General features: G+C 44.2%; 21 protein-coding genes and 1 riboswitch. Of the genes, 3 read left to right on the top strand and 18 right to left on the bottom strand.

The features are described 5' to 3' along the window. Position 1: 1 nt before the first annotated feature. The 5 genes from moaC to H571_RS0103720 all read right to left on the bottom strand — a co-directional run bounded on the left by moaC (position 2) and on the right by H571_RS0103720 (position 3953). Entirely contained in the window at positions 2-805 is an 804-nt protein-coding gene (gene moaC / locus H571_RS0103740; RefSeq protein WP_027848143.1) for a cyclic pyranopterin monophosphate synthase MoaC, read from the bottom strand. Then, positions 802-2094, bottom strand: a complete 1293-nt coding sequence (gene moeA, locus H571_RS15710) for a molybdopterin molybdotransferase MoeA (RefSeq protein ID WP_027848142.1) — start codon at positions 2092-2094, stop codon at positions 802-804. Before moeA ends, moaC begins: the two co-directional genes overlap by 4 nt. Position 2095: 1 nt before the next feature. Then, positions 2096-2626 carry a molybdopterin-guanine dinucleotide biosynthesis protein B gene (mobB, locus tag H571_RS15985; protein WP_036217517.1) on the bottom strand — a complete coding sequence of 177 codons (531 nt, stop codon included), beginning with the start codon at positions 2624-2626 and terminating at the stop codon, positions 2096-2098. A 184-nt stretch (positions 2627-2810) separates the two neighbouring features. Continuing rightward, positions 2811-3398, bottom strand: a complete 588-nt coding sequence (gene mobA, locus H571_RS14090) for a molybdenum cofactor guanylyltransferase MobA (RefSeq protein WP_051168129.1) — start codon at positions 3396-3398, stop codon at positions 2811-2813. Between the two features lie 24 nt (positions 3399-3422). Further along, positions 3423-3953, bottom strand: a complete 531-nt coding sequence (locus tag H571_RS0103720) for a hypothetical protein (protein ID WP_027848140.1) — start codon at positions 3951-3953, stop codon at positions 3423-3425. Between the two features lie 131 nt (positions 3954-4084). Continuing rightward, a riboswitch (TPP riboswitch) is annotated at positions 4085-4191 on the top strand. 74 nt (positions 4192-4265) lie between these two features. On the opposite strand from H571_RS0103720, the gene thiC reads away from it, so the two are divergent. Beyond that, positions 4266-6182, top strand: coding sequence for a phosphomethylpyrimidine synthase ThiC (gene thiC / locus H571_RS0103715; RefSeq protein ID WP_027848139.1), 1917 nt, complete (start codon positions 4266-4268; stop codon positions 6180-6182). Between the two features lie 83 nt (positions 6183-6265). Then, positions 6266-6508, top strand: coding sequence for a pentapeptide repeat-containing protein (locus tag H571_RS14085; RefSeq protein WP_084482651.1), 243 nt, complete (start codon positions 6266-6268; stop codon positions 6506-6508). A 10-nt stretch (positions 6509-6518) separates the two neighbouring features. On the opposite strand, the gene H571_RS0103705 is transcribed toward H571_RS14085, so the two are convergent. From H571_RS0103705 to H571_RS0103650, 12 genes are all read right to left on the bottom strand, one after another. Continuing rightward, the gene (locus H571_RS0103705; RefSeq protein WP_027848138.1) at positions 6519-8009 is read right to left on the bottom strand and encodes a class I SAM-dependent DNA methyltransferase; all 1491 of its coding nucleotides are present in this window, start codon (positions 8007-8009) and stop codon (positions 6519-6521) included. Next, positions 8009-9562, bottom strand: coding sequence for a Fic family protein (locus H571_RS0103700; protein WP_027848137.1), 1554 nt, complete (start codon positions 9560-9562; stop codon positions 8009-8011). The genes H571_RS0103705 and H571_RS0103700 overlap by 1 nt, the downstream gene beginning before the upstream one ends. Before the next feature lie 29 nt (positions 9563-9591). After that, positions 9592-12096 (bottom strand): S8 family peptidase, encoded by a 2505-nt coding sequence (locus H571_RS0103695; protein WP_027848136.1) that lies wholly within the window; start codon positions 12094-12096, stop codon positions 9592-9594. 15 nt (positions 12097-12111) lie between these two features. Then, complete coding sequence (locus H571_RS0103690; protein ID WP_027848135.1) at positions 12112-13110, bottom strand: AAA family ATPase; 999 nt, start codon at positions 13108-13110, stop codon at positions 12112-12114. Positions 13111-13378: 268 nt separating this feature from the next. Then, a complete protein-coding gene (locus H571_RS0103685) occupies positions 13379-14383 on the bottom strand; it encodes a GTP pyrophosphokinase (protein ID WP_027848134.1) in 1005 nt (334 codons plus the stop codon). Beyond that, a complete protein-coding gene (locus H571_RS0103680) occupies positions 14380-15438 on the bottom strand; it encodes a nucleoid-associated protein (RefSeq protein WP_027848133.1) in 1059 nt (352 codons plus the stop codon). The genes H571_RS0103685 and H571_RS0103680 overlap by 4 nt, the downstream gene beginning before the upstream one ends. Beyond that, on the bottom strand, positions 15425-16891 hold the full coding sequence (locus H571_RS14080) for a restriction endonuclease subunit S (protein ID WP_051168128.1): 1467 nt from the start codon (positions 16889-16891) through the stop codon (positions 15425-15427). Before H571_RS14080 ends, H571_RS0103680 begins: the two co-directional genes overlap by 14 nt. Further along, positions 16891-19710, bottom strand: coding sequence for a type I restriction endonuclease subunit R (locus tag H571_RS0103670; RefSeq protein WP_027848132.1), 2820 nt, complete (start codon positions 19708-19710; stop codon positions 16891-16893). The genes H571_RS14080 and H571_RS0103670 overlap by 1 nt, the downstream gene beginning before the upstream one ends. A 79-nt stretch (positions 19711-19789) precedes the next feature. Then, positions 19790-22597 carry an FAD-binding and (Fe-S)-binding domain-containing protein gene (locus H571_RS0103665; RefSeq protein ID WP_027848131.1) on the bottom strand — a complete coding sequence of 936 codons (2808 nt, stop codon included), beginning with the start codon at positions 22595-22597 and terminating at the stop codon, positions 19790-19792. Further along, a complete protein-coding gene (locus H571_RS0103660; RefSeq protein WP_027848130.1) occupies positions 22594-23259 on the bottom strand; it encodes a LutC/YkgG family protein in 666 nt (221 codons plus the stop codon). The genes H571_RS0103665 and H571_RS0103660 overlap by 4 nt, the downstream gene beginning before the upstream one ends. Next, positions 23256-24704 (bottom strand): LutB/LldF family L-lactate oxidation iron-sulfur protein, encoded by a 1449-nt coding sequence (locus H571_RS0103655; RefSeq protein WP_036217514.1) that lies wholly within the window; start codon positions 24702-24704, stop codon positions 23256-23258. The genes H571_RS0103660 and H571_RS0103655 overlap by 4 nt, the downstream gene beginning before the upstream one ends. Then, the gene (locus H571_RS0103650) at positions 24701-25537 is read right to left on the bottom strand and encodes a (Fe-S)-binding protein (RefSeq protein ID WP_027848128.1); all 837 of its coding nucleotides are present in this window, start codon (positions 25535-25537) and stop codon (positions 24701-24703) included. Before H571_RS0103650 ends, H571_RS0103655 begins: the two co-directional genes overlap by 4 nt. A gap of 109 nt (positions 25538-25646) precedes the next feature. Between H571_RS0103650 and H571_RS0103645 the strand changes: the two genes are divergently transcribed. Beyond that, on the top strand, positions 25647-26030 hold the full coding sequence (locus tag H571_RS0103645) for a DUF423 domain-containing protein (RefSeq protein WP_027848127.1): 384 nt from the start codon (positions 25647-25649) through the stop codon (positions 26028-26030). Between the two features lie 19 nt (positions 26031-26049). Here H571_RS0103645 and H571_RS0103640 read toward each other — a convergent pair whose 3' ends face one another. Continuing rightward, complete coding sequence (locus tag H571_RS0103640; protein ID WP_027848126.1) at positions 26050-26388, bottom strand: HopJ type III effector protein; 339 nt, start codon at positions 26386-26388, stop codon at positions 26050-26052. Between the last annotated feature and the right edge of the window lie 77 nt (positions 26389-26465).

The following is a 26465-nucleotide window of genomic DNA, read 5'->3' as shown; positions in this document are numbered from 1 at the left end:
GTTAGCCCCCAGTGACCGGTGGAAAGAAGGCCACTTCATCACCTGGTTGAATTTGGTAGCTAGGCTTAGCCATTTGCTGGTTAACTGCCATTAACAAATTACTATTGGCTAGATGCTTGTCCCATTTTTTATCTCGGTTGCGTAGCTGAGTCACTAATTCTGCAAGGCTAGGGCTAGGCAGATCTACCAAGCTAAGCGATAACTTATCCACACCCAGTTGCTCACGTAGCTCAGCAAAAAAATGCACACTAAAATTAGTATTTGTAGCTGAAACAGCTTTTTCAGGCGCACTAGTGTTCTTAGCTTTAGGCGTTGCGTTAGTTTCTTCGGCAGTAAAATCCCAATCACCTGACTTGCCACCTTTCTTTTCTAAAACCCTGATACCTTCAATAATCATGCGTTTATCAACGGCTTTACACATATCATAAACCGTTAAAGCAGCAACCGAAGCTGCAGTAAGGGCTTCCATTTCTACTCCTGTTTGCCCTGCTAGTTTACAAGTCGCGTGAATAAGAATACCGGGGATGGATTCATCGGCAGTTAAATCAATTTCTACCTTGCTCAGCATTAAAGGGTGGCAAAGTGGAATAAGTTCAGGCGTTTTTTTTGCTGCCATAATGCCAGCAATACGTGCGGTGGCGAGCACATCCCCTTTAGGGTGACCACCTTCAATAATAAGCTGCAGGGTAGAAGGCTGCATTTTAATGCTGGCGCAGGCGGTGGCTGTACGTGAAGTTATCTGTTTTTCTGAAACATCCACCATACGTGCTTCACCACGAGCATTCAGGTGACTTAACTGATTCATTGGCTAGCTCCTTGATAACTGGGTAACCATTCATGGAAAGGATAAATAGCAACCACTTTACCGGCGGGAATTTCTGCTTTGTCATCGGGAATACGAATTAAACAATTACCCTGATGCGCAGAAGTTAAAATGCCAGAACCTTGTGAGCCGGTGGTGCGAACTTGTAGCTGGCCGCTCGCAGTAAAACTATAAATACCCCGATGAAAATCACTACGGCCGACTCGGCTATAAAAACTGGCTTCTGCTAGCGCTGGCCAAATAGCTGCCTGACTCTTGCCTTCACCTTGAAGCTGCCTAATTAAAGGTTGAATAAGCAGCATAACAGTAACTAGGGTGGCGACAGGATTGCCGGGTAAACCAGCAAATAAACAAGTTTGGCCGCTGCTATTCTTGCCTAAATGACCAAAAGCAAAAGGGCGACCGGGGCGAAGGGCTAAGCGCCATAAACGGGTTTCACCTAAGGCTTGTAAAGCTTGCTTAACAAAGTCGGCATCACCTACAGAAACTCCCCCGCTGGTGAGAACTAGCTGGTGGTTTTGGCTGGCGCTTTTTAAGGCGCTAGTCACTTCTGTAAGACTATCGGGCAGAATGCCTAGGTCGGTTACCTCGCAACCTAAGGCTTGCAACATGCCTAACAAAGTAAAGCGATTAGCATCATAAATACCGTTGGCTGGAAGCGATTCACCAGGGGCGGTAACTTCATCGCCAGTAGAAAAAATAGCGACTTTTAAAGGTTGGTGAACTTTTACTTGGGCAACGCCTAAAGAGGCAAGTAAACCTAATTGAACTGCACCTAAGCGAGTGCCTGTGGTTAGTAAAGACTGACCCTCTTGAATATCTTCGCCAGCTTGCCGAATATTGCTGCCAGCTTGAATTGTATCGGTGTTAGTAAAGCTAACTTCTTTACCTTCAACCACACATTGTTCAATCATTACTACAGTATCTACACCCTTAGGCAAGGTGGCTCCTGTAGCTATATAAACGGCTTCACCTGCCTTAATGGGCTTATCAAAACCTTTACCTGCTAAGCACTCGCCAACTATTTTCCATGTTAAAAACTTGCCTAAATCTTGGCTATTAAAGGCATAACCATCCATGGCTGAGTTAGTGTTTTGTGGCACGTTTATGGGTGCAATAACGGTTTCAGCCAAGGTAAAACCAGCGGCTTTATTGAGTGGTAATTGAATGCATGGAGTGGTTTGGTTGGCAGAACTAAGCAAAGCTTCTAGCGCTTCTTCAAGTGTTAGCTGTTTTTTTTGATCAGTCAGTTCGAAACAAGTAAGGCTCATTTCAGCTCCTTAGCTTACAAAAATCTAAAATAAAGCCTTCAAGTAGCTCTAAATTATTCAAATCTAATTGGGGTAGTGTGCAGTCGGCTGGAATAGCCGTTAAATCATCACAGGCAACAGCAACAACATGCGGATCTTCTTGATAACGCCAAGGTTTGCCAACTGAAGGGCGATTAAGTTCAATTTTAGGGAAAGCTTCATTTTTAAAGCCTTCGATTAGTACTAAGTCTAACTTGTCAGTAGCTAGGTGACTTAATAACTCACTTAACATGGGCGGCTCATTGCGTCTATCTTCGACCATTAGCGCCCAACGCTTATGGGAGGCTATCAGCATTTGTTCAGCACCCGCATGACGTAATTCGTAACTGTCTTTACCCGGAGTATCCACATCAAAATCATGGTGAGCATGTTTAATACAGCCAATGCGTAATCCACGCTGGCGTAAACGGGGCAGAAGCGCTTTAAGTAAAGTTGTTTTACCGGTACCACTCCAAGCAGCAAAGCCTAGTACGGGCAAGGGGTAGTTAATCATTGAGCGCTGACTCCTTTTTGTGTCGCCAAGCTGTTTGAGAACAGGCTATTTAATAACAGGCCGCTTAAGAGTAAGACACATAAAAAACATATAGAAATAAGGTACTTGAGAATATGTCATACAAGTTAGCAGGCTTATATTGATCTTAAGAGGTAGCTATAAGTTAGCAAGCCTTTAAGCAAGTTTAGAACATTTCATCTAACTTATTGAAATTACGCAAACTTTGCGAACTGAAGACTACTTTACAGCTACCTACTTCTGCATACCAGCGCCTTGGCTTACGTTCACCCTTAACGATGGCTTGCTGTAACTGTGGCGCTAAAGAAGTACGCAACAAGACCACCACCGGCTGTAGATTGTCACCATCACTGGCTACTGCTATATCACAGTTTTGCTCAGTGGCAGCTAGGTACAAACGCAGGGCTAAATCTTCAGGCAGGAAAGGACCATCGCAGGGTACAAAGAGTGTCCACTCTTGAGTAGACGCTTTTAAACCGCTCAAAATACCCATAAGTGGCCCGTGAAAACCAGCTTCAATATCGGTAATGACTGGATAACCTAAGGCGGAGTAATCATCTAGGTTACGATTAGCATTGATAATTAAGTCAGAAACTTGGGGAGCAAGGCGGTTGATTATTTGCTTGATAAGCGGTTGCTGTTGATAAACCACCCAGCCTTTATCTTGCCCACCCATACGCGAGCCTTGGCCACCAGCCAAAACAACGCCACAAACGGGTAAGGGCTGAAGTTTATTCAGCGAAGTAAGGCTCATAAAAATTGGTTCCAGCTAAGAGAACTAAGCAGCAGTACGAATACTATTAAGTTCTTTAATCAGTGTATCAGTATCTGGTTTGGCTTGTGCGGCATAGGCGGCAGCCACTTGGCTAGGTGCAGGTGCACCGGCAGGTTTAAGCGTGGTGATAAATTGCAGGCGGGGGTATTCTTCAGTTAAAGCCCTTAACCAACTAAAATAGCCAGAATTCCCTTGCACTAAAGCTTCACCCATATCGCTTTGGATATTACGCGCCAAACTACGGCTGTAAGTATCTTCTACCAGGGTAATATTATGATGTGCTGGTGGGCGATTAACAAAGTTAGTTAACCCAGGCGGGTCAAAAGAAGTGGGTATATGGCTAGGATAAATACTCTGCGGTGCATAGCTCTGCGTTGGCAGATTATTATACAGGTAGTGCAGGTCAGGAGAATAAACAGGCGCCATCATCAAACTCAAGACCAAAGAAAACTGAGCACCCTGCGCTGAATTCAGCGAAGTGTTCAGTGATTCTTGAACCTCAAGTGATTTTGTATAAGCGTTTTCAATACGCATGGCGTTTATGCAACCCTTCCGATGTATAGATGATTACGTATAAGGTTTCGGCTGGGTATTAGGAAACTTTAGTATGAAAAGCTAAAAATATGTCACTTTCTTACCTAGCGAGGTCTTGCTAGACTGTCTAGGACATCTTGACGGGGTGCCGAAGCGCTTAAACAGTGCAGAAGCTGAGATAACACCCGTTGAACCTGAACCGGTTAGTACCGGCGTAGGAATCGAGATACCTGCAAATCAAGGCTTAAAAGCCCTGCTCGTCCTGTGCACTACCGGTTCCCGCATTAATAAAATTAAACGTGGGAGCACTCAATGAACAAGCCAGAAACCTCGCTAGTTGAAACCAACTTTACCAGCCAGCATTTAAAAGAAACCGCGCAAGTCGATTCGGCCAGCGTCCAACCCTTACCCAATTCCCGTAAAATTTATTTAGAAGGCTCACGCCCTGATATTCGTGTGCCTTTTCGCTCCATTAGCCAAGCAATCACTGCCACCGATTCAGGCGAAGAAAAAAATCCTGATATTTTGGTTTATGACACCTCTGGCCCTTACACCGACCCAGCAGCCAAGATAGATATTCGCCAAGGCTTAGAAGCGTTACGAGCCAAGTGGATTGAAGAACGCCAAGACACTGAACTGCTTGACGCACCTACCAGTGACTTTGGTAAACGCCGCAGCCAAGACCCGACTTTAGAAGCCCTAAGATTTAACCTGAAACGCCAACCCCGCCGCGCTAAGTCGGGTAAAAATGTTACCCAGCTGCACTATGCACGCCAAGGTATTATTACTCCAGAAATGGAGTTTATCGCCCTGCGTGAAAACCAGCAGCGTTATGAACTAGGCACTGAAGCAGTAGAAGAACTGCTAGGGCAACAGCATCCAGGCCAGTCATTTGGTGCAGCCATTCCACAAGAAATAACGGCTGAGTTTGTACGTGAAGAAGTGGCAAAAGGTCGGGCAATTATTCCTTGCAACATTAATCACCCAGAAACCGAGCCAATGATTATTGGGCGTAATTTCCTAGTAAAAATTAACGGCAATATCGGTAACTCAGCTTTGGGTTCTTCCATTGAAGAAGAAGTGGCCAAGATGACTTGGGGGATTCGCTGGGGTTCCGACACTATAATGGATTTATCCACTGGCAAGCACATTCACGAAACCCGTGAGTGGATTATTCGTAACTCGCCCGTACCCGTGGGCACTGTGCCCATTTACCAAGCGCTAGAAAAAGTAAATGGCGTCGCTGAAGACCTCACTTGGGAAATCTTCCGTGACACACTGATTGAGCAAGCCGAACAGGGTGTGGATTATTTCACCATTCACTCAGGCGTGTTGCTGCGCTATGTACCCCTGACTGCAAAACGCTTAACCGGCATTGTTTCCCGTGGTGGTTCGATAATGGCGAAATGGTGTTTAGCGCATCATAAAGAAAGTTTTCTTTACACGCATTTTGAAGAAATTTGTGAAATTTGTACCCAGTACGATATTGCGCTTTCTTTGGGCGATGGTTTGCGCCCCGGCTCGATTGCCGATGCCAACGATGAAGCCCAGTTTAGCGAACTAGAAACCCTTGGCGAGCTAACTAAAGTGGCGTGGAAATACGATGTGCAGGTGATGATTGAAGGCCCAGGGCATGTGCCTATGCACTTAATTAAAGAAAATATGGACAAGCAGCTAGAATGCTGTGATGAAGCGCCTTTCTATACGCTTGGCCCTTTAACTACCGACATTGCACCGGGTTACGACCACATTACTTCCGGCATAGGTGCGGCCATGATTGCTTGGTACGGTTGTGCCATGCTTTGTTATGTTACGCCCAAAGAACACTTAGGCTTGCCGAATAAAGATGATGTAAAAACCGGCATTATCACCTACAAAATAGCTGCCCATGCAGCGGATTTAGCTAAAGGCCACCCAGCGGCACAGCGTCGTGATAACGCCCTTTCTAAAGCAAGGTTTGAATTTCGTTGGGAAGACCAGTTCAACCTAGGTTTAGACCCAGATACAGCGCGTAGTTTCCATGATGAAACGCTACCTAAAGACTCAGCCAAAGTTGCTCACTTCTGCTCCATGTGCGGCCCTAAATTCTGCTCCATGAAAATAAGCCAAGAAGTGCGTGATTTAGATGAAAAGCAAGTAGCAGCAATTAACGCCCAAGCACAAGAAGGCATGATAGAAAAATCCAAAGAGTTCTTAGCCACGGGAGCGAAAATTTACCACAAGGCTTAAACTCTAACTTAGCAAAACTAAAGCCCAGCCAACGTAAAGTGTTTGGCTGGGCTTTTTTATGTTCTAGTGGCAAACTTGTTTAAGTGCTAGAAGAATGCAAAGCCCATAGCGTAGATTTTAGGGAAGGTGATTTTAGCAATTCAAGCTTCACCTATACCGACTTAACTAACAGCTTGTTTAGCAATACTAATCTAACCAGTGCCGACTTTGCAGAAGCAACTAACTACGCTATTGATGTTTATCGAAATGAAATTAAACATGCAAAATTTAGCCGTTTTGAAGCGACTAGATTGCTAGATAGCTTAGAAATTGAATTGGTGGATTAAGCCTTATTTACTAACCTTTGCTCGCCAAACCAGCTAAAACCTCTCTAAAGCTATTTAATCCTGCTTCTAGGTTTTCAATGATCTCTTCGGCTAGGTCATCCGGCTCTGGCAGATTATCTAAATCTGTCAGGCTTTTATCTTTTAACCAGAAAATATCCAAGCTGGTTTTATCGCGTATTATCAGTTCTTCATAACTATACTTACGCCAGCGCCCATCAGGGTTATTCTCTGCATGCCAGGTTTCAGTACGGGCGTTTATATTTTCAGGGTTATAACACGTGATAAAATCAGTTAAATCTTCAAAGCGCAGCGGTTTTCTTTTTAAGGTGTGGTGAATATTGGTGCGGTAATCGTAGAACCAAACGTCTTTTGTCCAAGGCTCTGGACTGGCCGCTTGGTTATCAAAAAATAATACGTTAGCTTTCACACCTTGCGCATAAAAAATGCCTGTCGGTAAACGCAAAATAGTATGCAGCTTGGTATTTTCTAGCAACTTTTTACGGATAATCTCACCCGCACCGCCCTCAAACAAAACATTGTCTGGCACAACAATAGCGGCTTTGCCTGTGGTTTTTAACATACTGCGAATATGCTGCACAAAGTTAAGCTGCTTGTTCGAGGTTGTTGCCCAAAAATCTTGGCGGTTATAGGTTAGGTCTTCTGTTTCTTGCTCACCTTCGTCGTTGGTAAAACTCATCGAGCTTTTCTTACCAAACGGTGGATTAGCCAACACATAATCGACGCTGACCGGACTAGGCGCAATAAGCGCATCGTTGGGAGACACTAAGCTTTCACCGTCTATCTCACCAATGTTATGCAAAAACATATTCATCAAACACAGGCGGCGCGTGTTAGCGACAATTTCATTACCGAAAAAAGTCTTGTGCTTCAGGAAATGCTTCTGGTCTCTATCTAACTGATAATTTTCAGGGTTATTCAAGAAGTCATAGGCAGCAAGAAAAAAGCCACCTGTACCGCAGGATGGGTCAGCAATGGTTTTATTAGGTTCAGGCTGTACACATTCCACCATGGCACGAATTAATGAACGTGGTGTAAAATACTGCCCCGCACCTGATTTAGTATCTTCTGCGTTGCGCTCCAGTATGCCTTCGTAAATATCGCCCTTAACATCAGCGCCCATCACCAGCCAGCTGGTACTATCAATCATGTCGATTAAGCGAAACAGCTTGGCAGGATCCTGAATTTTATTTTGTGCCTTGGTGAAAATCTGCCCTAACATGCCTTTGTGCTTGCCCAGTTCGCGTAAAATCTCCACGTATAGCACTTCAAGCTCTGCGCCTTTTTTGCTGGTTAACGCTTGCCAGTTGTATTGCTGAGGAATACCCACATCACGGCTGTAGGGCGGCTTGCTGTACTCATCGGCCATCTTTAAAAAGATCAGGTAAGTCAGTTGCTCTAGGTAATCACCATAGCCCACACCGTCATCACGCAAGGTAGTGCAAAAACTCCAGACTCTGGAAACGATTGAAGCAGTATTCATTAATAATCTTCCTTAGCAGCAAGCACCTGCTTGCCTAGTGGGGTTAAACGGTATTTTTGTAAGCGGCTACGTGGCTTGTCGGGAATTGTCATTTCGATTAGCTCAAGCTCTAGCCCTTTATTCAAATAATGAAGCCTGAAGTGCTCGGCATGTTTTAGACTCAATTCGTGCATTAACTCCGTGCGCGTCATCTCGCCTTTAAACACGTTCAAAAGCGCTACCAATTCATCTGTGACTTCCGCGGTGACTTCCGCGGTGACTTCCAGGGTAGGTTGTTCACTAGCCAGCTCAAGCTCCGCCACTTTCTCATGCACAGGTAGGCGAACTAAAAAATAAGTGCGGTCTTCGTCGGTTTCAAAAATAGGTTTAGGCGAGCCGTTGCGTGCCATTTTATCGAACATTTTAGGCAGACCTGTGGAGCGGCCTTCGGTTAAATCCAGCTCTTTCAAAAATTCACCAATGCGGCGATTGCGATAACGGCGGCTAACCGCATTACCTTGCTGCAAGTCGGCTAATTTAATAGAACGGTCAGGGCCAGGAAAACTTAGCACCATTAGTTCATGCTTATAAATACGTACTTCTATTGGCTCGCGAATTTCATACGAACGGTGATACACCGCATTCACCACCGCCTCTTCAATGGCTGCGTAAGGGAAATTCCAAAAGCGTTCCGCTTCGGCACGGTCTGGGTGCTTTACCACAAACTCTTTTAAATACTGCGCTTCAATATAACTCAAGACATCGCGGGTAATGCGCCCAAGCGGCCCTTTAAAAACTTTCTCTTCAAAATGATCACCACCCGCACCTTCGGGGAAGTACACCACATCAATTTGCGTAACGGGGAAAAACTGCTCTGGATGCGGATTGAAGAACAGCAAGTCTACATTTTTAGGAAATAGTGCCTCAGGCGGCCCACCGACAATATTCAAACGCCGCGCCAACTGCTCCACTGACATATTCGCAGCATTTTTAGCTAAATCACTGCCGATTTCGGTGAGAAACTCACGAATGAGGTGCGGTGCTAAATCATCCAGCTTTGCGGTTTGTTTATAACGGTCATCAAAAGGCACGGTTGCCGCCAAAGAAATCAGCTCGCGCTCTGTCTCGCCTGTCGCTTTCACCGTACTGGTATGTTTGCGAACATAATAAGCCCAGTCGGATTTCTTCTGACTCAAACTGACCTTGGCCTTATAAGGACGTGTTTCGCCACCAAACGCCCACAGCACTAATATATGTTTACCCTCAATCTCGTAAACTGCGGTAAGCGGATGGTAAGGCGGCTGAATAGCTGAGTTACCCAAATTCAACAACTCTTTTTGAATGGTATCGATTTGTTCTGGCGCTAAGCCCACGGGCGGCAACACAGGTTGACCGTTGTCCTCTGCCACCCCGATCACCACATAACCGCCACCGAGATTATGAAAATCATTAGCAAAGGCAGAAAGCGTGTGGATAACGCTTTCTGGATTCCAACCTGCTTTGTATTCCACCCGCTCACTTTCGATCGTGCGTTGGTGAAGAAGGTTGGTTAAGTTGATGGGGAGTTTGCTCATAGATTAACTGCTGTAGTTTAAAGGACTGCCTAGACCGGTAGCAAAATAGGCAAGGACACTTTATTGGCTATAGGGGTATAGAGATCAACATCAACTTCTGGAGCTTTAATCGATACTATCAGAGAGTAACGTACAGCGCGCTCATACTGCTTAAGCGCTTGCCTACTTTTCCACCATCCTGAGGATGGGTAAATAGCAATCTCACCCCTACTCGCCAATTCCGCAGCGCTACCTTTCCATATATCAGAATGCAGCGAGCCTTTATGTCGGTTTGAAGTGCCAACTACCCAAGCAGGGTCGCTATCACCACTAGATGTATAGATCACATCTTCTCGGGCTTTAGCATTAATTCGCGCTCTAAAATCTTGTGTGCTTTCGAGCGGACGCTTTACCTCAAAACGTAAACCATGCGACTCATAACGATACCGAGAAGTTACACCACGAGCTGACGGATTAGGCTCAATAAAGTAAGAGAGTGTTACCCGCATCTCTACCTCTGTGTTACCTAACGACTCCAGCTCATCCAGCGGCCAAGGCAAATTGTGCAGGTTCATATCCTTGTATTTTGGTGCGGCACTACCCTCGCGCATAAAGGGATGCAAATAATCTTCACACACCAAAGTTAAAGAATTATTTGCACTCCATAAGGCACGCTCGATGCTAGGCTCCCCAAAGCCACAGTGGCGTATCAAGTTAGCTATCTGCGTTTTGTTTGGCTGACCTTTAGTGGATAAAAACACGTCTTTCATTGCTTGAGTCCATTCAGCAGAGTGCACCATTAACCCTCGAATTGTTTCTGGCCAAAGCTCAGGGTAATGACTCATTAGCTGAGCAGCCATCCGCGCAGCAGCTGCTGAAGCGGCACTGGTTGCATTGGTAGTGGTAAACAACCGCTCATTAATTTTTGCATTAGTGGTTAATACGCTTAAGCTTGGCATCCAAGCTGCTCCAAGCCTGTCTTTAGCAGCATTGCCACCCTCAAATACCACATCAGGTTTTAGTGGCCAATGCGGCTGCCAAGTTTGCGAGGTTGTACTAAAAGGACTCAAACCACCAAAGGGAGCAATTGGTTGATAATTCTGAGTACCAGACTCGGTAATATTTACCAAGTTTGTCATTGCCCCTACTGTTAATGCATTCCAAGCTTGTGCTGGATCATGGATGCCATCGGTTGTATTACTATTGGGGTAATCTAACCAAGCATTTGGATCATCAATGTTACCTGCAGAAACAATAAATAATTTTGGCTCTTTACCCTGTTCATCCGCATCAGAGGTTAGTCTGTCGATGCTTGCCGACCATGCTGAAGGTCGCCCTCTATCACGATTATCTTTAGCTGTAACCGCCATACTAAAAAGACGTTTACGGTTTGGAGCTATAACCGCTGGTCTAGAAACTGCTTCTACTGTGAGATAGCCATGATGTTGCGCATTAGAACTATTAGCGCCATTCAAAGGTAAAAGCTTTACTGACTCCAAACGATGCTCAATAGTAATTAGCTGTGTCGTTACTAGTGCGTCAGTCAAATCGCCAAACAATGCGACACCAGCCATTTCAGTGCCGTGTCCGTGCTGATCATTCACTCCCCATCCCGGCTCAACAGTATGTAAATCGGTTCTTGCTAAAGCTTGCCGTAACAGTGGGTGGCCATTATTAACACCTGTATCCAGTACACAGATATAAGGAACATCTGCACCCTCAAAAGGCATTGTTAATCTGGCATCTAACTCATTCGACCACTCTGGTTGCTCACTAGGTGCTAGTGAATCAAAAAAATCAGCCGTTTCTTTTGCCCTACGTAACTCAGCAATGCTATTTAGCGTCATCATTGAGCGTTTTATTTGTCCAACGGAACCGTAAACGAGAAGCACTGTTCGCTCAGGGAATATCAACTCTCCCGCAGCCAACTCAAACCCTAAACTTTCTGCCATTTCGCGAAATTGCGCGGTAACAGCTTGCCTATCCTTTTTAACTGGCAACCATACTTCCCACCAAAGCGTTTCAGTGTCTGACACTGGCATCGACTCTGGTGTATCTGTCCATAATGACTGTAAGGTTGCTGCGCGTATCTCGGCTATAGCATTCAATAACTTGCGATTTTTAGGACCTTTTTCAGTATCTTTGCCCTCATCTAGATAGGCAAGAATTAGCTTCTCGAAAAAAGCTAGCCTACCTTCAGGCACAAAAACTGTAGCTAGAACTTTATTCTCATCACGACGAACATTGCGTAGCTCGATACCAGAACGTTCACTTGCCAACGATTCAAAAGCTAATTCAATATCTGGAAAACTTTCAAACTCAATTTGCAAACCGAAGCCTTCATCCATGCCTGCACCACGCTGTACTTGTGCGGCTTGTGCAAACGTTGCTTCTAGATTCTGCACTTGAGTTATTAACGCAGAACCATGTCTAGTTCGATCTCTACCCACCATAGGTTTAGGATCAATTTTGCGTGATGGCCTACTAAAGCGTTCGGCACTGGCTTTTGCTTGCAAAACAATATGCGAGTATTTTTCCTGTTTATTGTCAGCCATCAGACATCCTTATCCTTAAATATCTTTGTAATTTAACCGTGCCGAAAGTCTGCGCCTTTCCTCTAAAGCCACACCAATATCTTTTTCTGTAACCGTATTTCTGCGCTCTATCAAAGCGGTTTTTAACACCTCATCTGCTGCTCTAGTTAACTCTGCATAGCTAAGCCCTAGCGCTTTTTTGGCAAGGCGTTTCCAAGACGTATTTTTAACCGCCATACGCGAAAGTCGGCCTTTTAATGCGCTGGCAATATGCTCTTCATCTGGCAGCTCATAGTGCAAAAGGTCATCAAAGCGACGGAAAAGTGCATTGTCTAGAATTTCCGGATGGTTAGTTGCGCCTATAATTAAACTATGCGAATCGTCTTGTTCAATCATTTGCAAAAAACTATTTAAAATACGCCTGACTTCACCCACATCATTACTCAAGCCACGCTGCGAGCCTATAGCATCAAATTCATCGAAAAAATACACTCCACGAGTTTGTTGGGTCGAATCAAAGACCTGACGAAGTTTGGCTGCCGTTTCACCCATAAACTTTGTGATTAAACCATCGAGACGTACTTCGAAGAGAGGTAAGCCTAACTCACCAGCCAATACCGCTGCCGTCATAGTTTTGCCAGTACCAGGTGGGCCAACCAGTAATAGTTTTCGGCGAGGTTGCAAACCTTGAGACAAAATCTCGGCAGCATGACGCTGCTCAAGAATAATACGTTCAAGCTGCTGTTCTAACTCAGCATGCAGCACCATGTCAGCAAGACGTGATTTTGGATAGCTAACGGTTAATAAATTAGCTAGTTCACCACGAGGCTTGCTTATAGGCACCGTATTACTTGCTTGCGTGGCCATTCGGCGCGCTTTAGCTTGATCAATTAAGTCACGCAGCTCTTCAGCAAGTTTGCCATGCCCGAGCTTTGCTTCATGGGCAGCAACCTGCATCGCCACAGAATAAAAGCGAGCATCGTCGCCTTCCAAATGTGACTGAAGCAATGCTTTAAGTTGATTTGCGCTAGCCATTGGATGATCCTCTCAGCTGAAGCCTAATTATAGCTGAGAAACTTCAGCAACCCTATAAGGGTGATTACAAATACTTTACAGCTATTTTTTTAACTTTACTAACCACTATATAACCAGACTAAAATCATGACGACCATTGGCAAAAGCCGAAAGGATACGGATAACACCTACAGGTTCCAACCTCCTTTGTATTCCACACGCTCGCTTTCGATAGTGCGTTGCTGGAGTAGGTTGATGGGGAGTTTAATTGTCGATAGCTCTACACTCATTAAAATATCCCATCTGTAGAAACACCAAAAACTGTATATATATCTTCAAGATACTTAGAATCCAGCGGCCACTTCCTAGGCATAGTCATTTGATAATTACTAACTAACCATCCTAAGAAAATAACAACTGAATCACGATAAAAAACTGATTGATTTCTTTTATCTCTTATTACTTGACCAATCCACCTTTTCTTTTCATACCATTCTTCAAGTGTTTTTGCTGTAACTTTAGATAACTCATCTCTATAGCTATCAGCAATAAGGAGGCTCAAACGACTTTCGGAAAGAATCTGCTCACCTGTTAATTCTGAATATATTTTTGACGAAACATCTAGAACAGTTTTCAAAGTTTTGTCATAAGCAAGAAAACTATCTTTAATTTCTCTAAAAACATCATCTGTTGTTTCTATAAGTGCTGCGCCTTTTGCAAGAGAGCGCCTTATTTTTTTCTTATCATCTTCTGGAAGCTTAATAGATGGTTTATAGTCACTACTATGAGCCATTTCAGCATAAGCATGTTGAAGAATAGTTCTTACTTGAACTTCACAGTTCACTCCTACTGGTATAGACACCCCTTCAAAAGAAAAAACCTCATTGTTTTTTAAGACATAATGGTCGGATTGATAAGCAAAGTAGTCTGGTCTTTCTAATCGTTCTTTTTCGTAGTCTCTATCTTTTGAGAAAGACCACGAGCTTATTGAACTAATAACTTCTCCGATTAGAGAAACATCTTCCAAAAGTAGCACTATAAATCTAACACCAACTTGATCGGTTACTTCCTCAAGAGGATCTTCTTTTGGCTTTCTTATTAAAGCTTTTTCAAGGAATGAATCCGTTTTTTTAACTCTTGGTTTAGGCCATATTTGGAAAAAAACCTCGACTTTAGCAGCAGAGCCTAACTTATCAGAAAGCCCAGAAATAATAGTTTCAGTGACCCATTGCCCATACTTTTCAAGTATAGGTTTGCGAGCCTCGTACGCTTTTCTAAGCTCAAACTCATTCATACGCCAGACTCAACCTTTCCTTTAATTTTAATATCAGTCCAGCCATCTAAAAAAACACCAACCTTTACTGACTCCTTAAAAATAGCTGGTGAGGCATAAAGTGTCACCCCCGATACAAATTTAACAGACTGTCTTCGAAGCTTTCCTTTTAAAAGCGAGAGATCCTTGGATATAGATTGTCCTATTTTCTTTTCATTACATAAATTAATAAATTTGTCTTGTTGATCAACAGGCAACACATCTTTTGCAAACTCTCTAGGAGAGATTATTTCTTTGTTACTCCTTAGATAAGAAATAACATCGCCTTTAAGTTCTACTTTTTCTGATTGCTCTATTGGAAGAGTATCTATAAAACTTCTCGTTACTTCATAAAACTCTTTAGTTTGCCTAGAAGCATTATGAGATAGCTTACATTTAAGAAATGATGAATAAAAATAAGATGCAGCATCACCACTACCTGAGTTTTGCATCATGTGATCGAATATTTTTATTTCAAAATCCTCTGACCTTCTATTTAGCCTATCCTCTGCTTTTTCAACTTCTACAAAAAATGCAATCTTAAATAACCTTTGGGACTGCCCAAGTACCATATCGTTGATATAAACAAGAGTAATTCCTTCTTCTCGAATCTGTTTTTGTAACGCTTGATCAGAGTCTGCTTTAATAATAGCAACAAACCTAACTTCACCATCATCCACAAGGCAAGTGCCTTGTATAAAAATTGCTGATCCGGCTTTTATAGATCCTATTGTTTGTGCCCGTGATAACTCTTTTGATAAATGCTTCGAGCTTTTAATAAAATCTTCATCTGTACTGTCAAGCATAAATGCTACGTGGTAAAAAGGGGTATTAACAGTCTCATCATCTACTGTCACTTCTACACAATGGCTGCCATTAGATAACGTATCAACTAAGCGTTTAGAAACCAGCTCATTCCCTTTGCTATCTAACGTTATTATATTTTCACTTTCGATGGGGGCTCTTTGCTCAAGCTCTTTAGCCCTAACAACTTCATGCGCAATAACTCTATTTATTTTTATATTATTTATGTTCATTTGGTATTTCCATGTTGCTATCGAAGTTAGTAAGCATTCCTGAAAATGCTTTTTTAAGTATGGATTGTCGTAGTAGTTCTGCTTTGATTAAAGAATCTTCAATTTCCTTTTCATTTCGTTCGATGATGGATAGTTTTTCTTCTAGCAGATTAACGATTTCTTGTTGTTCAGCCAAAGAACAAATAGGTAAAAAACTATTGCCAACATCGGTTTGATTTATACTTGCTTGGTTGACCGCATGCTTTGCATTCTTACAAAGTTCTTTACGTCCAATAATAGTATTCAAATACAGCACGATAAATTCACGTTCAATTGTTTTTGATAAAAGAGTGCAGCGCATTATATTGCTTTCAAAAACAATTGGTTCGTCTAATTTACGAATCAATGCTGATTTTCCAAGGTATTCAATACTATTAACACGGTTAACAATCAAATCACCTAGTTTTAAGCCATATGTATCTTTTTCATTATCTGTGACTGCTAATCTTTTTAATGACTGCTTATCCGTTACTCTCCCGTCATAAAAATTGTCAATTCTAATAATTTGACAGCCTAAACCATAAAATGAGGATGGTTTATATAGCCCGTTTTGTGGCGAATTCTGCAACAAATCCGACAACTTTAACCAAGCCCATGATGCAGGGAGTCCTCCTATTCTCTGGTACGCATCATTTGCATGTACATCAGAGCTTTTTGGCAAGACTGGCTTGCTCGGCTTTTTCCCTTCTTTGCCTTTTTCTTCCCAGTCTTTAACGGCTTGCTTCCATTCTTCTAGTTGTTGTTGGTAGCGGGTTTCGCGTTCGGTTTGGATGCGGGCGAGGAGTTGTTCTGGGGTTTCTAGTTGGTCGGCGTTGTCTTTGCGCCATTGTTCGGTGAGTTTGCCTTCAAAGGCGTGTTTGAGCAGGGCTTGGCGGTAAATTTTGAGTTGTTCTTGGGCGGTTTTTAGGGAAGCAATGCCGCTGTCGAGTTCTGAAAAAAGCTCTTCGATTTTGGTTACTATGAGTTTTTGTGCGTCGTAAGGCGGTATAGGAAAGTCATAGTTCCATAAAAGATCTGGATCAACGTGCGGCGTGCCACTTCCCTTAGCTCTAGTGTTAATTTCTTGATATTTAGACAGCAAGAAATAATAAGCATACTGATTTTCCATGCTAGGAAAGTTTAATCGCATCAACGTGCTTCCTAACGCACCTTTTAGACCCTTGCCAACAAGACCTGAGCGTGAGCCATCCCAGACCATAAGGAAGTCAGTATCACTACATAAACGACAACCTTCGCCATCAGTCCAAGACTTTATAATGCCGTGTTCAAATGCTTCTATATCAACATAAGGTAGATGGTATTCTGCGCTTTTAATAACGGACTGTTTTTTGGGTTTTTTACCCTTTTGATACTCCACAAACTTACCAAGCTTTACGATTTCCCAGTCTTTAGGTAGCCCTTTTTGATTTTCCATCACGCCACCAACTCCTGATTCATCACTTCAATAACCCAGTCCATTTTATCCCCAAATAATTGGTACATTTTCCCTAGTCCGCCTTGTGAGTCAAAGGGTGCCATTTCTAGGTCTTCGCGTTCGCAATGAAACGAGCTGGCGATATGGTCGCGAATAATATGCAGCCACGCCATTTGTTGTTCATTAAATTTTTCACTGTTGCCTGAGTGGTATTGCATAATCCAGCGTTGGAAATTCTTACGCACGGTGGCGTCAAACGGCGTAATACTATGGTCTATGCCACACACACGGCGAATCAGAGCGACTAAAGCGGTTAGCTCCGCAACAGGTGTTGTGCCTTTATAGCTGTCTAAGTGGGCATAGGCTTGCCAGATACGCAGCGGTGCCAGTTTGGGGCGCTCTTGTTTAATCACATCCAGTAAGGTTTTGATATGTGAATAAGTGACTTCGCTGCGCCGCGCGGGGGTATGAAAATAAATGCTTAGCGCATCAATTTTGTCGGCTTGCTCGGCTGCTTTTTCCTTTAGGTAGTCGGAAAATTCTTGGGTGAGCACCTTGGCATTTTCTGTGGTGTCGCCTGCCCATTCTGCTTTGATGAGGTCATCTAAATCATCGTGCACGACGGTTTGTTCTTTATCACGGCGAATGCTGTCAATAAGCTCTATCAGTTCGCCATTAAACACTTTGGCCACTTCACCCACCAGCTCGGCTTGGGCTTTATCTCGATGGCTATCGCCGGGGTCGGTGCCTTCGAGCAAACCAGCAAGTTCTAAAGCTTTTTGTTCTACGCGGTCGCCATCAATGGCGTTAAACAGTTCGCCAACAATGGCTAATAAAGGTACACCACCTGCTTGTTTGGCTATACGGGCACGCTCTTTGTCATCGAGCTGTTTATCGAGCCGCGCTAAGCGCCCAGCCAGTGATGACACCGTATCGCTGTCGCTCGCGCCCATCATCACGCCCATGGCTAAATCTTTCAGTGCCACGCTGGGTTTGGTAATTAGTGGCCGGCTGGCAGTTTTAATGGATTTAGTAACGCCGATGGCATCGACAATCACATAGTGGGTTTTGGCACTTTTTGCCGATGGGGTTACTTTTTGTAAGCTGTCTTTATCGAGGGTGCGCGTGCCACGGCCTTTCATTTGTTCGAAATAGTTTTTGCTTTTTACATCACGCATAAATAATAGGCATTCGAGTGCTTTAACATCTGTGCCAGTGGCGATCATATCGACGGTAACAGCAATGCGTGGGTAATAATCATTGCGTAGCTGCGCAAGAATGGCCGCAGGGTCCTCGCCCTCTTCTAGCACTTTGCCTTCGGCATCTAATTTATCGTTCGCTACACGGTAGGTCACTTTTTTACAAAACTGGTTACTGCCGCCAAACTCCTCGCGAATGATTTGAATAATATCATCAGCGTGGCTGTCGGTTTTGGCGAATACTAAGGTTTTGGGTACTTCAGTGCGCCCAGGAAAAATAACCGGTAAGGTTTCTTTAAAAGTTTTAATAACAGTACGAATTTGATCTGGGTTTACAATGTCACGATCCAACTGTTTGGCGCTGTAGGTTTGCTCCTCGTCTTGCATTTCCCAGCGTTTGCGGCGCGTGGTACGTTCACGCTTTTCAACCTGCTGCTTGGCGGTGATTTTGCCGCCTTGGGTGGTTTTCTCCGTCTCGATAATGAACACTTCATTGCCCACGTTTACACCATCGGCAACGGCTTTTTCATGGCTGTATTCACTGACGACATTCTTACGGAAAAAACCGAACGTACGCGCATCAGGGGTGGCGGTCAAACCTACCAAATAGGCATCAAAATATTCAATGACTTGCCGCCAGAGGTTATAAATAGAGCGATGGCATTCGTCAATAATAATGACATCGAAAAACTCAGGCGGAATTTTTGCGTTGTAGACCACGGGCAACGGATCTTTAGGCTTGGTTAACTGTTCAGCAGGATTTTGCTCTTCGAGCGCATCGTCTAATGGCTCATCTTTCAGCATGGAATACATGCGTTGAATGGTGCTGATATACACTTGTGAATCGGTGCTGATATGCGAGCTTTTTAAACGCTGCACGCTGTAAAGCTCGGTAAATTTACGATTATCGTCATTAGGCACAAAGGTCATAAACTCTTGTTCGGCCTGCTCGCCTAAGTTTTTCGTATCCACTAAAAATAAAATGCGTTTGGCGCTCACGGGCTCTTTTAATAAACGGTAGCTGGCCGTAATAGCGGTAAAGGTTTTGCCTGCGCCCGTGGCCATTTGAATTAAGGCGCGTGGCCTGTCTTCTTTAAGTGATTGTTCAAGGTTGGTAATAGCGGTAATTTGGCAGTCGCGCAGGCCATCGGTTGGCAATGGTGGCATGTCTTGCAAACGAGCACGTAAGCTTTTTGCTTCGCGCAGCCAGCTTGCTAAGGATTCTGGACGGTGAAAATTGAATACTTCGCGTGAACGTGGATGAGGGTCTGCACCATCGGTAAAGCGTGTGATCACCCCCGTGCTTTCATAGACAAAGCGTAAGATTTCTTTGTTGTTAACCCACTTTAAGTTGGCATTGGCATAACCTTGAGATTGGTCTTCAACAGTCGTGATTTTCTCGCCCCAAGTTTCCGGCTTGGCTTCAATGACACCTACGGCTTTATTATCTACAAAGAGCACATAATCAGCGGGGCCAACATCGGTTTGATACTCACGAACTGCAATACCCTGTGCAGCAGAAAAATTGATTTTCTTTTTGTCCTGCACCACCCAGCCAGCCTTAGCAAGCATGAGATCAATATTATCACGGGCTTTTTGTTCGGGTGTTTGATTAACCATAGTGTCTTCCCTGCTATAGGCTGTATTACTGGTTAGTTAAATGCTGGCTAGTTTAGCAATTAATTACAAGTTTAGCTTTTTAGTACTTAACCCTACTTGCCTTATCCACCAGATACACCAAATGCTGATAGTTAAGACTGCTATAACTACTTAACCCCACTTCACAGGTTCGGCTGGTAGAAAAGCCAGCAGTACACGGTTCAACCTGTTCTGCCAAATTGCGTAAAGCATATTGATTAAGTGCGGGTAGGGTAAAGCCCTTGTCGCCTGCAAAACCACAACAATGAATTCCTTCAGGAATAATTACCTGAGTAGCACAAGCTTTGGCGATGGCTAGCAAATTATCGGTTTCATTTAGGTGTTGTGTGCCACAGGTAATGTGTACTGCAACCTTCTCGTCTAAGGGTTCTAGTTTTAAACGGGGCAACACTTCTTCATTTAAAAACTTTGCGGAATCATAAATCTTTAATTGGGTTTCTTTTAATTCTTTTAATAACCTGAGTGTGCAAGGGCTGGTATCTGAATAGATAGGATCTTGCCCGTTACGGCTGGCTTTAAGCAGTTGCTCTTCTAATTCATGCAGTTTGTCGTCTGCTTGTTTAGGGTAACCCTTGGATGCAAAGGGTTGTCCACAACAGTGACCTGCTGAAGCTTCTGGGTAAATAACTTCAAAGCCTGCTTTTTCTAAGAGTTGTTGGGTTTTAACTCTTAAGGGCGTTTGGTCTTTATCTAGGTGTGCTGGCCCCATAACATTAGAAACACAGGCCGCAAAGTAAACGACTCTGGGCTTTTTGCTGGCTGGGTTGGTGCTTGCTAGTGGTGGAAGTTGTGCCGCTTTAGGAGTGGCGGGTAAGTAAACTGGTAGGCTATTAAAGCGTTGATGCAGCTGTTGCGTCCAACGGTGCATTCTTGGTGCACCAAGTAATTTGCGAGCAAGTTCAGCACCCACTAAAGACCAGCGAGCGGCACGGGCAATTTGGGCAAAAGAGCCAGCCAAATGCTCTGCTGTTTTTGAATGCCTTGCCTTTTTAGCACGTAATTCACGAATCAGGTCACCAGTATTAATACCTACTGGGCAACGCTGAGCACATAAACCTGTTGCGGCGCAGGTGTCTATTCCTTGGTATTGAAAATCCTTTTCCAGTTGAGTGGTGTCTAAGCCTTGACGTTTTTGCTCTTGAATAGCCCGCCAAGCAACAATGCGTTGGCGAGGCGAAAGGGTTAAGCCTGCAGCTGGGCAGACAGGTTCACAAAACCCACATTCAATACACTTGTCTATTAAAGGATTGGCGGCTGGTAGAGATTTAAGGTTTTTTAAATGAATGCCGGCATCTTTTGACAGAACAACATCAGGATTCAAAATGCCTTGCGGGTCTAGCAGGTGTTTAATACGCCACATGAGTTGGTAGGCATCTTTCCCCCATTCCAGTTCAACAAAAGGAGCCATATTGCGGCCAGTGCCATGTTCAGCTTTGAGTGATCCACCAAATTCAACCGCAACTAGGTGGCTTACTTCTTCCATAAAAGCACTATAACGAGCAACTTCTTCTGGCTGGTCAAAACGCTGAGTAAAGACAAAATGTAAATTTCCATCCAGTGCATGACCAAATAAAATGGCTTCATCATACTGGTATTTTTCGAACAAGCTGATAAGGCGATTAACCCCTTCGGCCAGTTGTTCTAAAGGAAAGGTTACGTCTTCAATGATAACGGTGGTGCCTGTTTCTCGTAACGCACCCACTGCAGGGAAGGTATCTTTACGCATACGCCACAAGAGTTCATAAACCTTGGGATCCTGGCTAAAGGCTATATGCGCTTCTTTAGGGAAGTGTTCAATACTGGCATTAATTTGTTGCAGTTGTTCTTCTAATAAACGTGGGTTGGCCGCACGGGATTCAATCAGTAAGGCGCAGGCGGAGTTACCTAGTTGCTCTATCCAAGCGGGCATACCAGCCATGTGTTGTACGCTACGCAAGCTACGCCTATCTAGTAATTCAACGGCTGCTACGGGTTGTTTCTTAAGTAGTCGCACCGCTTGGCAACAGGTTTCAACATCAGGAAAAACTACTAGGGCGGTAGCCTTGCTAGGGTGGTCAGGCACTGTGTAATAAGTGACTGAGCTAATAAACCCAAGCGTACCTTCGGAGCCAACCATTAGATGAGTCAAAATATCTAAAGGGTCGGTGAAATCAATAAGCGCATTAAGCGAAAGCCCTGTAGTGTTTTTGATTCGGTACTTGTGTTGAATTTTAGCGCTAAGCTCTGCATCTTCACGGGTTTGCTTAGCGAGTTCAGCCAAACCTTTCAGCAAGCCTTGGTGAGTTTTTCTGAACTGGCTAACGCTGTCAGGATCTGCGCTATCTACACAGCTGCCATCAGCTAATAATAGACGCATAGCAGCAAGGGTTTGGTAAGTGTTTTGTGCTGTACCACAACACATACCGCTAGAATTATTAGCCACCATGCCGCCAATTTTTGCTGCATTAATGGAAGCAGGGTCTGGGCCTATTTTACGGTTTAAATGGGCTAAAGCTTGATTGGCATTGGCACCGATAACTCCGGGTTGCAGGCGAATACGTTGCCCATTATCAAGCACCTCTTTGTTATTCCAATGATCACCAAGAAGAACCAAAACAGAGTCACTAACAGCCTGCCCAGATAAGCTAGTTCCAGCGGCACGAAAAGTTACCGCAACCTGGTGCTTACTTGCCTGCTTTAGAATAAAAGCCACTTCATCTTCAGATTCCACCCGAATAACTAGCTTGGGAATTAAGCGATAAAAGCTGGCATCTGTACCCAGAGTAAGTGTTGAAAGCGGATCAGAAAAAAGCCTTGAAGCAGGAAGGGTTTCTTCTACAGCAGCTAAAAAAGCAGCAGGTAAGCTCATGCGTCATCCACCAGCAACACAATTAAGTCTTTAGGGCCATGAGCACCATAAGCTAAGACTTGTTCAATATCGGCAGTTTTTGAAGGGCCAGAAATTAACAATAGGTTACTCGGCATGGGTTTGGGCCAGTGTTGTTGGGCTTGATAGAGGTTGTCATAAATCTGGCTGGCTTTGAGTAGCGCAATATGTAGCGGTGGCACTAGGCTCATTAGGCGTGGTTCGGCTGGGCTGGGTTGTACGACCAAGGTTCCTGTAGCGGCAATCCCTGCAAGTGTGCCGGTAAAACTGGCCGGTACTTCATCAAAGAGTTCACGCTTCCACTCTTCAATGGGGCGGTCATAAGCCAAGAGTTTTAAGGCTGAATTTTCATTTTTACAGTAATTAGCCAGTGCTTTGCCATGGGCTGTGGTTGGAGCAACTAATAGCTTGTTAATGGCTCGTTCGGCTAAGAGCTTGCACACCAGTGCAGGCCAAGCTTGGCTTGATGTTAGATGCACTTCGCTGTGTACTGCAGTCATTAATTCTTTTAAACGGGTGATTCTTTCTTCTGGTTTATAGCGCCAAGGTTTATCCACTAAGCTAGCGTCAAAAGGGTTGGCTAGCGGTTGAGTGCCTTCTAAACTTTGGCGTAGGCTGGCTAGAATTTTATCCCGTGCACTCATGATTTTTTCTCCAAATGCTTTTTTGCCAACTCATGCAAGCTATGTTTTGCGGGCTTGGGGGCGCTGTGGTTTTGTGTCCAAGGACCTAGCTTGTTGGGTGTGAATTTGCCTAGGCGTGTAGCTAAGAAAGTGCCCGTTTTATACAGCAACGGCTGGCTATTAAAGTATTGCCAACCTTTCCACAGCAAGCGCTCCTTGGCGGAATAACGGCTGCCCTGCCCAGCCATTATCTGGGGTTGCTGCTTGGGTGATTTAACGTTTTCTTCACGCAAGCGACGTAACAAGGCAGGAATGGGAATCTTCACTGGGCAGACTTCACCGCAAGCACCGCATAAAGAAGAGGCTGAAGGGTGGTCTGGCGTGTTTTCCAAACCTAAAAGATGTGGCGAAATAATTTTACCTATGGGGCCAGGGTAAACCGTGCCGTAAGCTTGCCCACCAATGCGTGTATAAACAGGGCAGTGGTTCATGCAAGCACCACAGCGAATGCAGTTTAATGTTTGCCTTAGTTCACTGTCTGCAAAGGCTTGGCTACGGCCATTATCTAGCAACACTAAATGCACTTCTTCTGGGCCATCAAGCTCATCTGGCTGGCGTGGGGCAGAAATCATATTCACATAGGTAGTAATGCCTTGACCCAGCGCCGAGCGGGTTAGCAGTGACAGCAGCGGCACTGTGTCTTGCAAATTAGCAACCACTTTCTCAATCCCCGTTACGGCAATATGCACCGGCGGCACTGAGGTGGACATGCGTCCATTGCCTTCGTTTTCCACCAACAACAAAGTGCCCGTTTCTGCTACAGCAAAGTTAACCCCTGAAATACCAATATCGGCCTGAAAGAATTTTTCTCTTAAAATACTGCGTGCTGACTGAATTAAGCTATCCACATCATCAGTATAGGGTAGGGCTAAACGGCTTTCGAAAAGCTTACCCACCTGCTGCGCATTTTTATGAATCGCTGGCATTATAATGTGCGTGGGTTTTTCATTATCTAGCTGAATAATGTACTCACCCATATCTGACTCAAGCGCTTCTATGCCGTGTTCAGTCAAGTGCTCATTCATGGCCATTTCTTCACTGACCATGGATTTACCTTTAATCACCTGCTTGGCATTGCGGGCTTGGGCAATGTTTAAAACAATGGCATTGGCTTCTTCTGTGGTGCTGGCCCAGTGCACTTGAATACCCTGCTTGGTTAAATTGCTTTCCAGTTGCTCCAGCAGATCGGGCAGTTGCGATAAAGCTCTGGCTTTAATTTTATTACCCAGCTCACGCAGGTTTTCACGTTCATCTTCATCCGGCATAGAGATAAGGCGTTTGCTAATGAGTGAATCCATAGCGCTACGCATATTAGTACGCAGCTGCTGATCTTTTAATGACAGGCGTGCATTGGATTTAAGCTTTTGTGCAGTGACATCAAGCGTAGGAATGCGTTGGCTGCTCATGTGTTTGGCTCCTGCTTAGCTTGGGTGCGCTGCCATAAAAAACTGGCTAGGTGCTGACCTAGTAACGGGATATTTTGTTTTTCAAAAGCACCATTAATATTCAACAAACAACCGCAGTCAGCACTCACCACCTGCTGTGCACCACTTGCCTGTAAAGCTTGCGTTTTATCCGCCACCATAGCACCTGAAATATCGGGCATACGCACCGAAAAAGTACCACCAAAACCGCAGCACTCGCTTTCATGGTCATGGTCTAGGCGTTCGACTTGGGCTAATTGATTTAGCAATTCACGGGCATGCAGGTGGGTATTCATTTCACGGCGGGCAGAACAGGAAGTATGCAATGCCACTTGTGTTGCTTCACCTTGATCAATTAATTCTACTTTGCATACCTTTAATAAAAATTCGCTTAGCTCATAAGTGCGTTCAGCCAAAGCGTTTACTTGGGTTAGCGTTTCGGGTTCGTCTTTAAAGAGGTCAGGATAATGCTCGCGGAACATACCCGCACAAGAGCCTGAACAAACCACCACTGGCCAGTTTTCTGTAAATAAGGCGAGTTGCGAGCGAGCAACATCTTTGGCTTGTTGGCTATAACCAGAAGTGTAGGCGGGTTGCCCGCAGCAGCTTTGTGCTTGAGGAAAGTTAACTTGAATGCCTTCACGCTCTAATAAATGAATGGCATCCATCCCAGCTTCTGGGAAAAATAAATCGACAACACAGGTGCCATAAAGATAGATGTGAGTGGGTTTGTGGGTTGGGTAGCTGCGTGGTGCTTTACGAGGCTTAGCAACCCGTGTTTCTTGGGGTGCTGCATTATAATAAAGATGACTCATAGCAAAGCTCCAGCAGAAGAAAAATAAAATCACTAGTCAGTCAATATAATGCTTTGTGTTAGCATCAACAAGTTTGTTTTTATAAAGCTTTTTAGGTAAGGAAGGGCAAGTGTCTAGTTATCAGCAGCGTTGGTTGGCTTTAGTTGCAGTGAGTGGTTTTTTAGTCGTAGCTTTAGGTGCTTTTGCGGCGCATGGTTTAAAGCCTTATTTAGATGAGCGGGCGCAGGAATGGTTTAAATTAGCAACCACCTACCAAATGTGGCACACCCTAGCTTTATTGGGGTTGGCAGCCACTTGGCTAGAAAAAAATAAAGGGTTTCGTTTTGCTGCTTGGGGTTGGCTAGTGGGTATGCTGCTTTTCTCTGGTTCACTCTACCTAATGGCCAGTACAGGTGATACCCGCTTAGCCATTATTACCCCTATGGGTGGTGTTGCTTTGCTCTTGGGCTGGTTGGGGCTTTTGGTAGGTATTCTTCGTGGTCGTGCTAGTTAATACACTAGGCAAGTGGGCATTACTTCTTAACTAAGGCTGCTGAACTAAAGCTAATGGCCTTCCAGCCAGTTTTTATAAACTGACGAATATTTTGATGGTCTGTGCCTTCAGGGTTTTGTAAAACATCTTGAGTATAATAGTCACCAAAAGCATTTAAGGTGGCTTGTTCACTTAGCTTATTGATTAGACCAAAAGCAAAAATTCGACAAGAGCCGTTGTTGGTATTGGCAGGGTTAGTTAAATCGCCATTAGTAAAGAGGGTGGGTGTAAAAATATACGCATCTTCAATTACTTGCATAACGGTTTGGAAGCTAACAGGGCGTTGAGTTAACTGGGCTAGAAGTTCGCTTAAAGTCATGGGTTTACCTTCTCTGAATAGGTTTAGTCTAACAAGTTCATTGCTTAGATGAAGTGGTTTAAGTGTTTTTATAACAC

Source organism: Marinospirillum minutulum DSM 6287, assembly GCF_000422325.1.
Classification (GTDB): domain Bacteria; phylum Pseudomonadota; class Gammaproteobacteria; order Pseudomonadales; family Halomonadaceae; genus Marinospirillum; species Marinospirillum minutulum.
Note: the sequence above shows the minus strand (reverse complement) of the source record. Positions and strands in the feature narration are given on the sequence as shown.

Excerpts from the sequence above, each read along its gene's own strand:
- moaC (WP_027848143.1), bottom strand. The coding sequence starts at position 805 with ATGAATCAGTTAAGTCACCTGAATGCTCGTGGTGAAGCACGTATGGTG.
- moeA (WP_027848142.1), bottom strand. The coding sequence starts at position 2,094 with ATGAGCCTTACTTGTTTCGAACTGACTGATCAAAAAAAACAGCTAACA.
- mobB (WP_036217517.1), bottom strand. The coding sequence starts at position 2,626 with ATGATTAACTACCCCTTGCCCGTACTAGGCTTTGCTGCTTGGAGTGGT.
- mobA (WP_051168129.1), bottom strand. The coding sequence starts at position 3,398 with ATGAGCCTTACTTCGCTGAATAAACTTCAGCCCTTACCCGTTTGTGGC.
- H571_RS0103720 (WP_027848140.1), bottom strand. The coding sequence starts at position 3,953 with ATGCGTATTGAAAACGCTTATACAAAATCACTTGAGGTTCAAGAATCA.
- thiC (WP_027848139.1), top strand. The coding sequence starts at position 4,266 with ATGAACAAGCCAGAAACCTCGCTAGTTGAAACCAACTTTACCAGCCAG.
- H571_RS0103705 (WP_027848138.1), bottom strand. The coding sequence starts at position 8,009 with ATGAATACTGCTTCAATCGTTTCCAGAGTCTGGAGTTTTTGCACTACC.
- H571_RS0103700 (WP_027848137.1), bottom strand. The coding sequence starts at position 9,562 with ATGAGCAAACTCCCCATCAACTTAACCAACCTTCTTCACCAACGCACG.
- H571_RS0103695 (WP_027848136.1), bottom strand. The coding sequence starts at position 12,096 with ATGGCTGACAATAAACAGGAAAAATACTCGCATATTGTTTTGCAAGCA.
- H571_RS0103690 (WP_027848135.1), bottom strand. The coding sequence starts at position 13,110 with ATGGCTAGCGCAAATCAACTTAAAGCATTGCTTCAGTCACATTTGGAA.
- H571_RS0103685 (WP_027848134.1), bottom strand. The coding sequence starts at position 14,383 with ATGAATGAGTTTGAGCTTAGAAAAGCGTACGAGGCTCGCAAACCTATA.
- H571_RS0103680 (WP_027848133.1), bottom strand. The coding sequence starts at position 15,438 with ATGAACATAAATAATATAAAAATAAATAGAGTTATTGCGCATGAAGTT.
- H571_RS14080 (WP_051168128.1), bottom strand. The coding sequence starts at position 16,891 with ATGGAAAATCAAAAAGGGCTACCTAAAGACTGGGAAATCGTAAAGCTT.
- H571_RS0103670 (WP_027848132.1), bottom strand. The coding sequence starts at position 19,710 with ATGGTTAATCAAACACCCGAACAAAAAGCCCGTGATAATATTGATCTC.
- H571_RS0103665 (WP_027848131.1), bottom strand. The coding sequence starts at position 22,597 with ATGAGCTTACCTGCTGCTTTTTTAGCTGCTGTAGAAGAAACCCTTCCT.
- H571_RS0103660 (WP_027848130.1), bottom strand. The coding sequence starts at position 23,259 with ATGAGTGCACGGGATAAAATTCTAGCCAGCCTACGCCAAAGTTTAGAA.
- H571_RS0103655 (WP_036217514.1), bottom strand. The coding sequence starts at position 24,704 with ATGAGCAGCCAACGCATTCCTACGCTTGATGTCACTGCACAAAAGCTT.
- H571_RS0103650 (WP_027848128.1), bottom strand. The coding sequence starts at position 25,537 with ATGAGTCATCTTTATTATAATGCAGCACCCCAAGAAACACGGGTTGCT.
- H571_RS0103640 (WP_027848126.1), bottom strand. The coding sequence starts at position 26,388 with ATGACTTTAAGCGAACTTCTAGCCCAGTTAACTCAACGCCCTGTTAGC.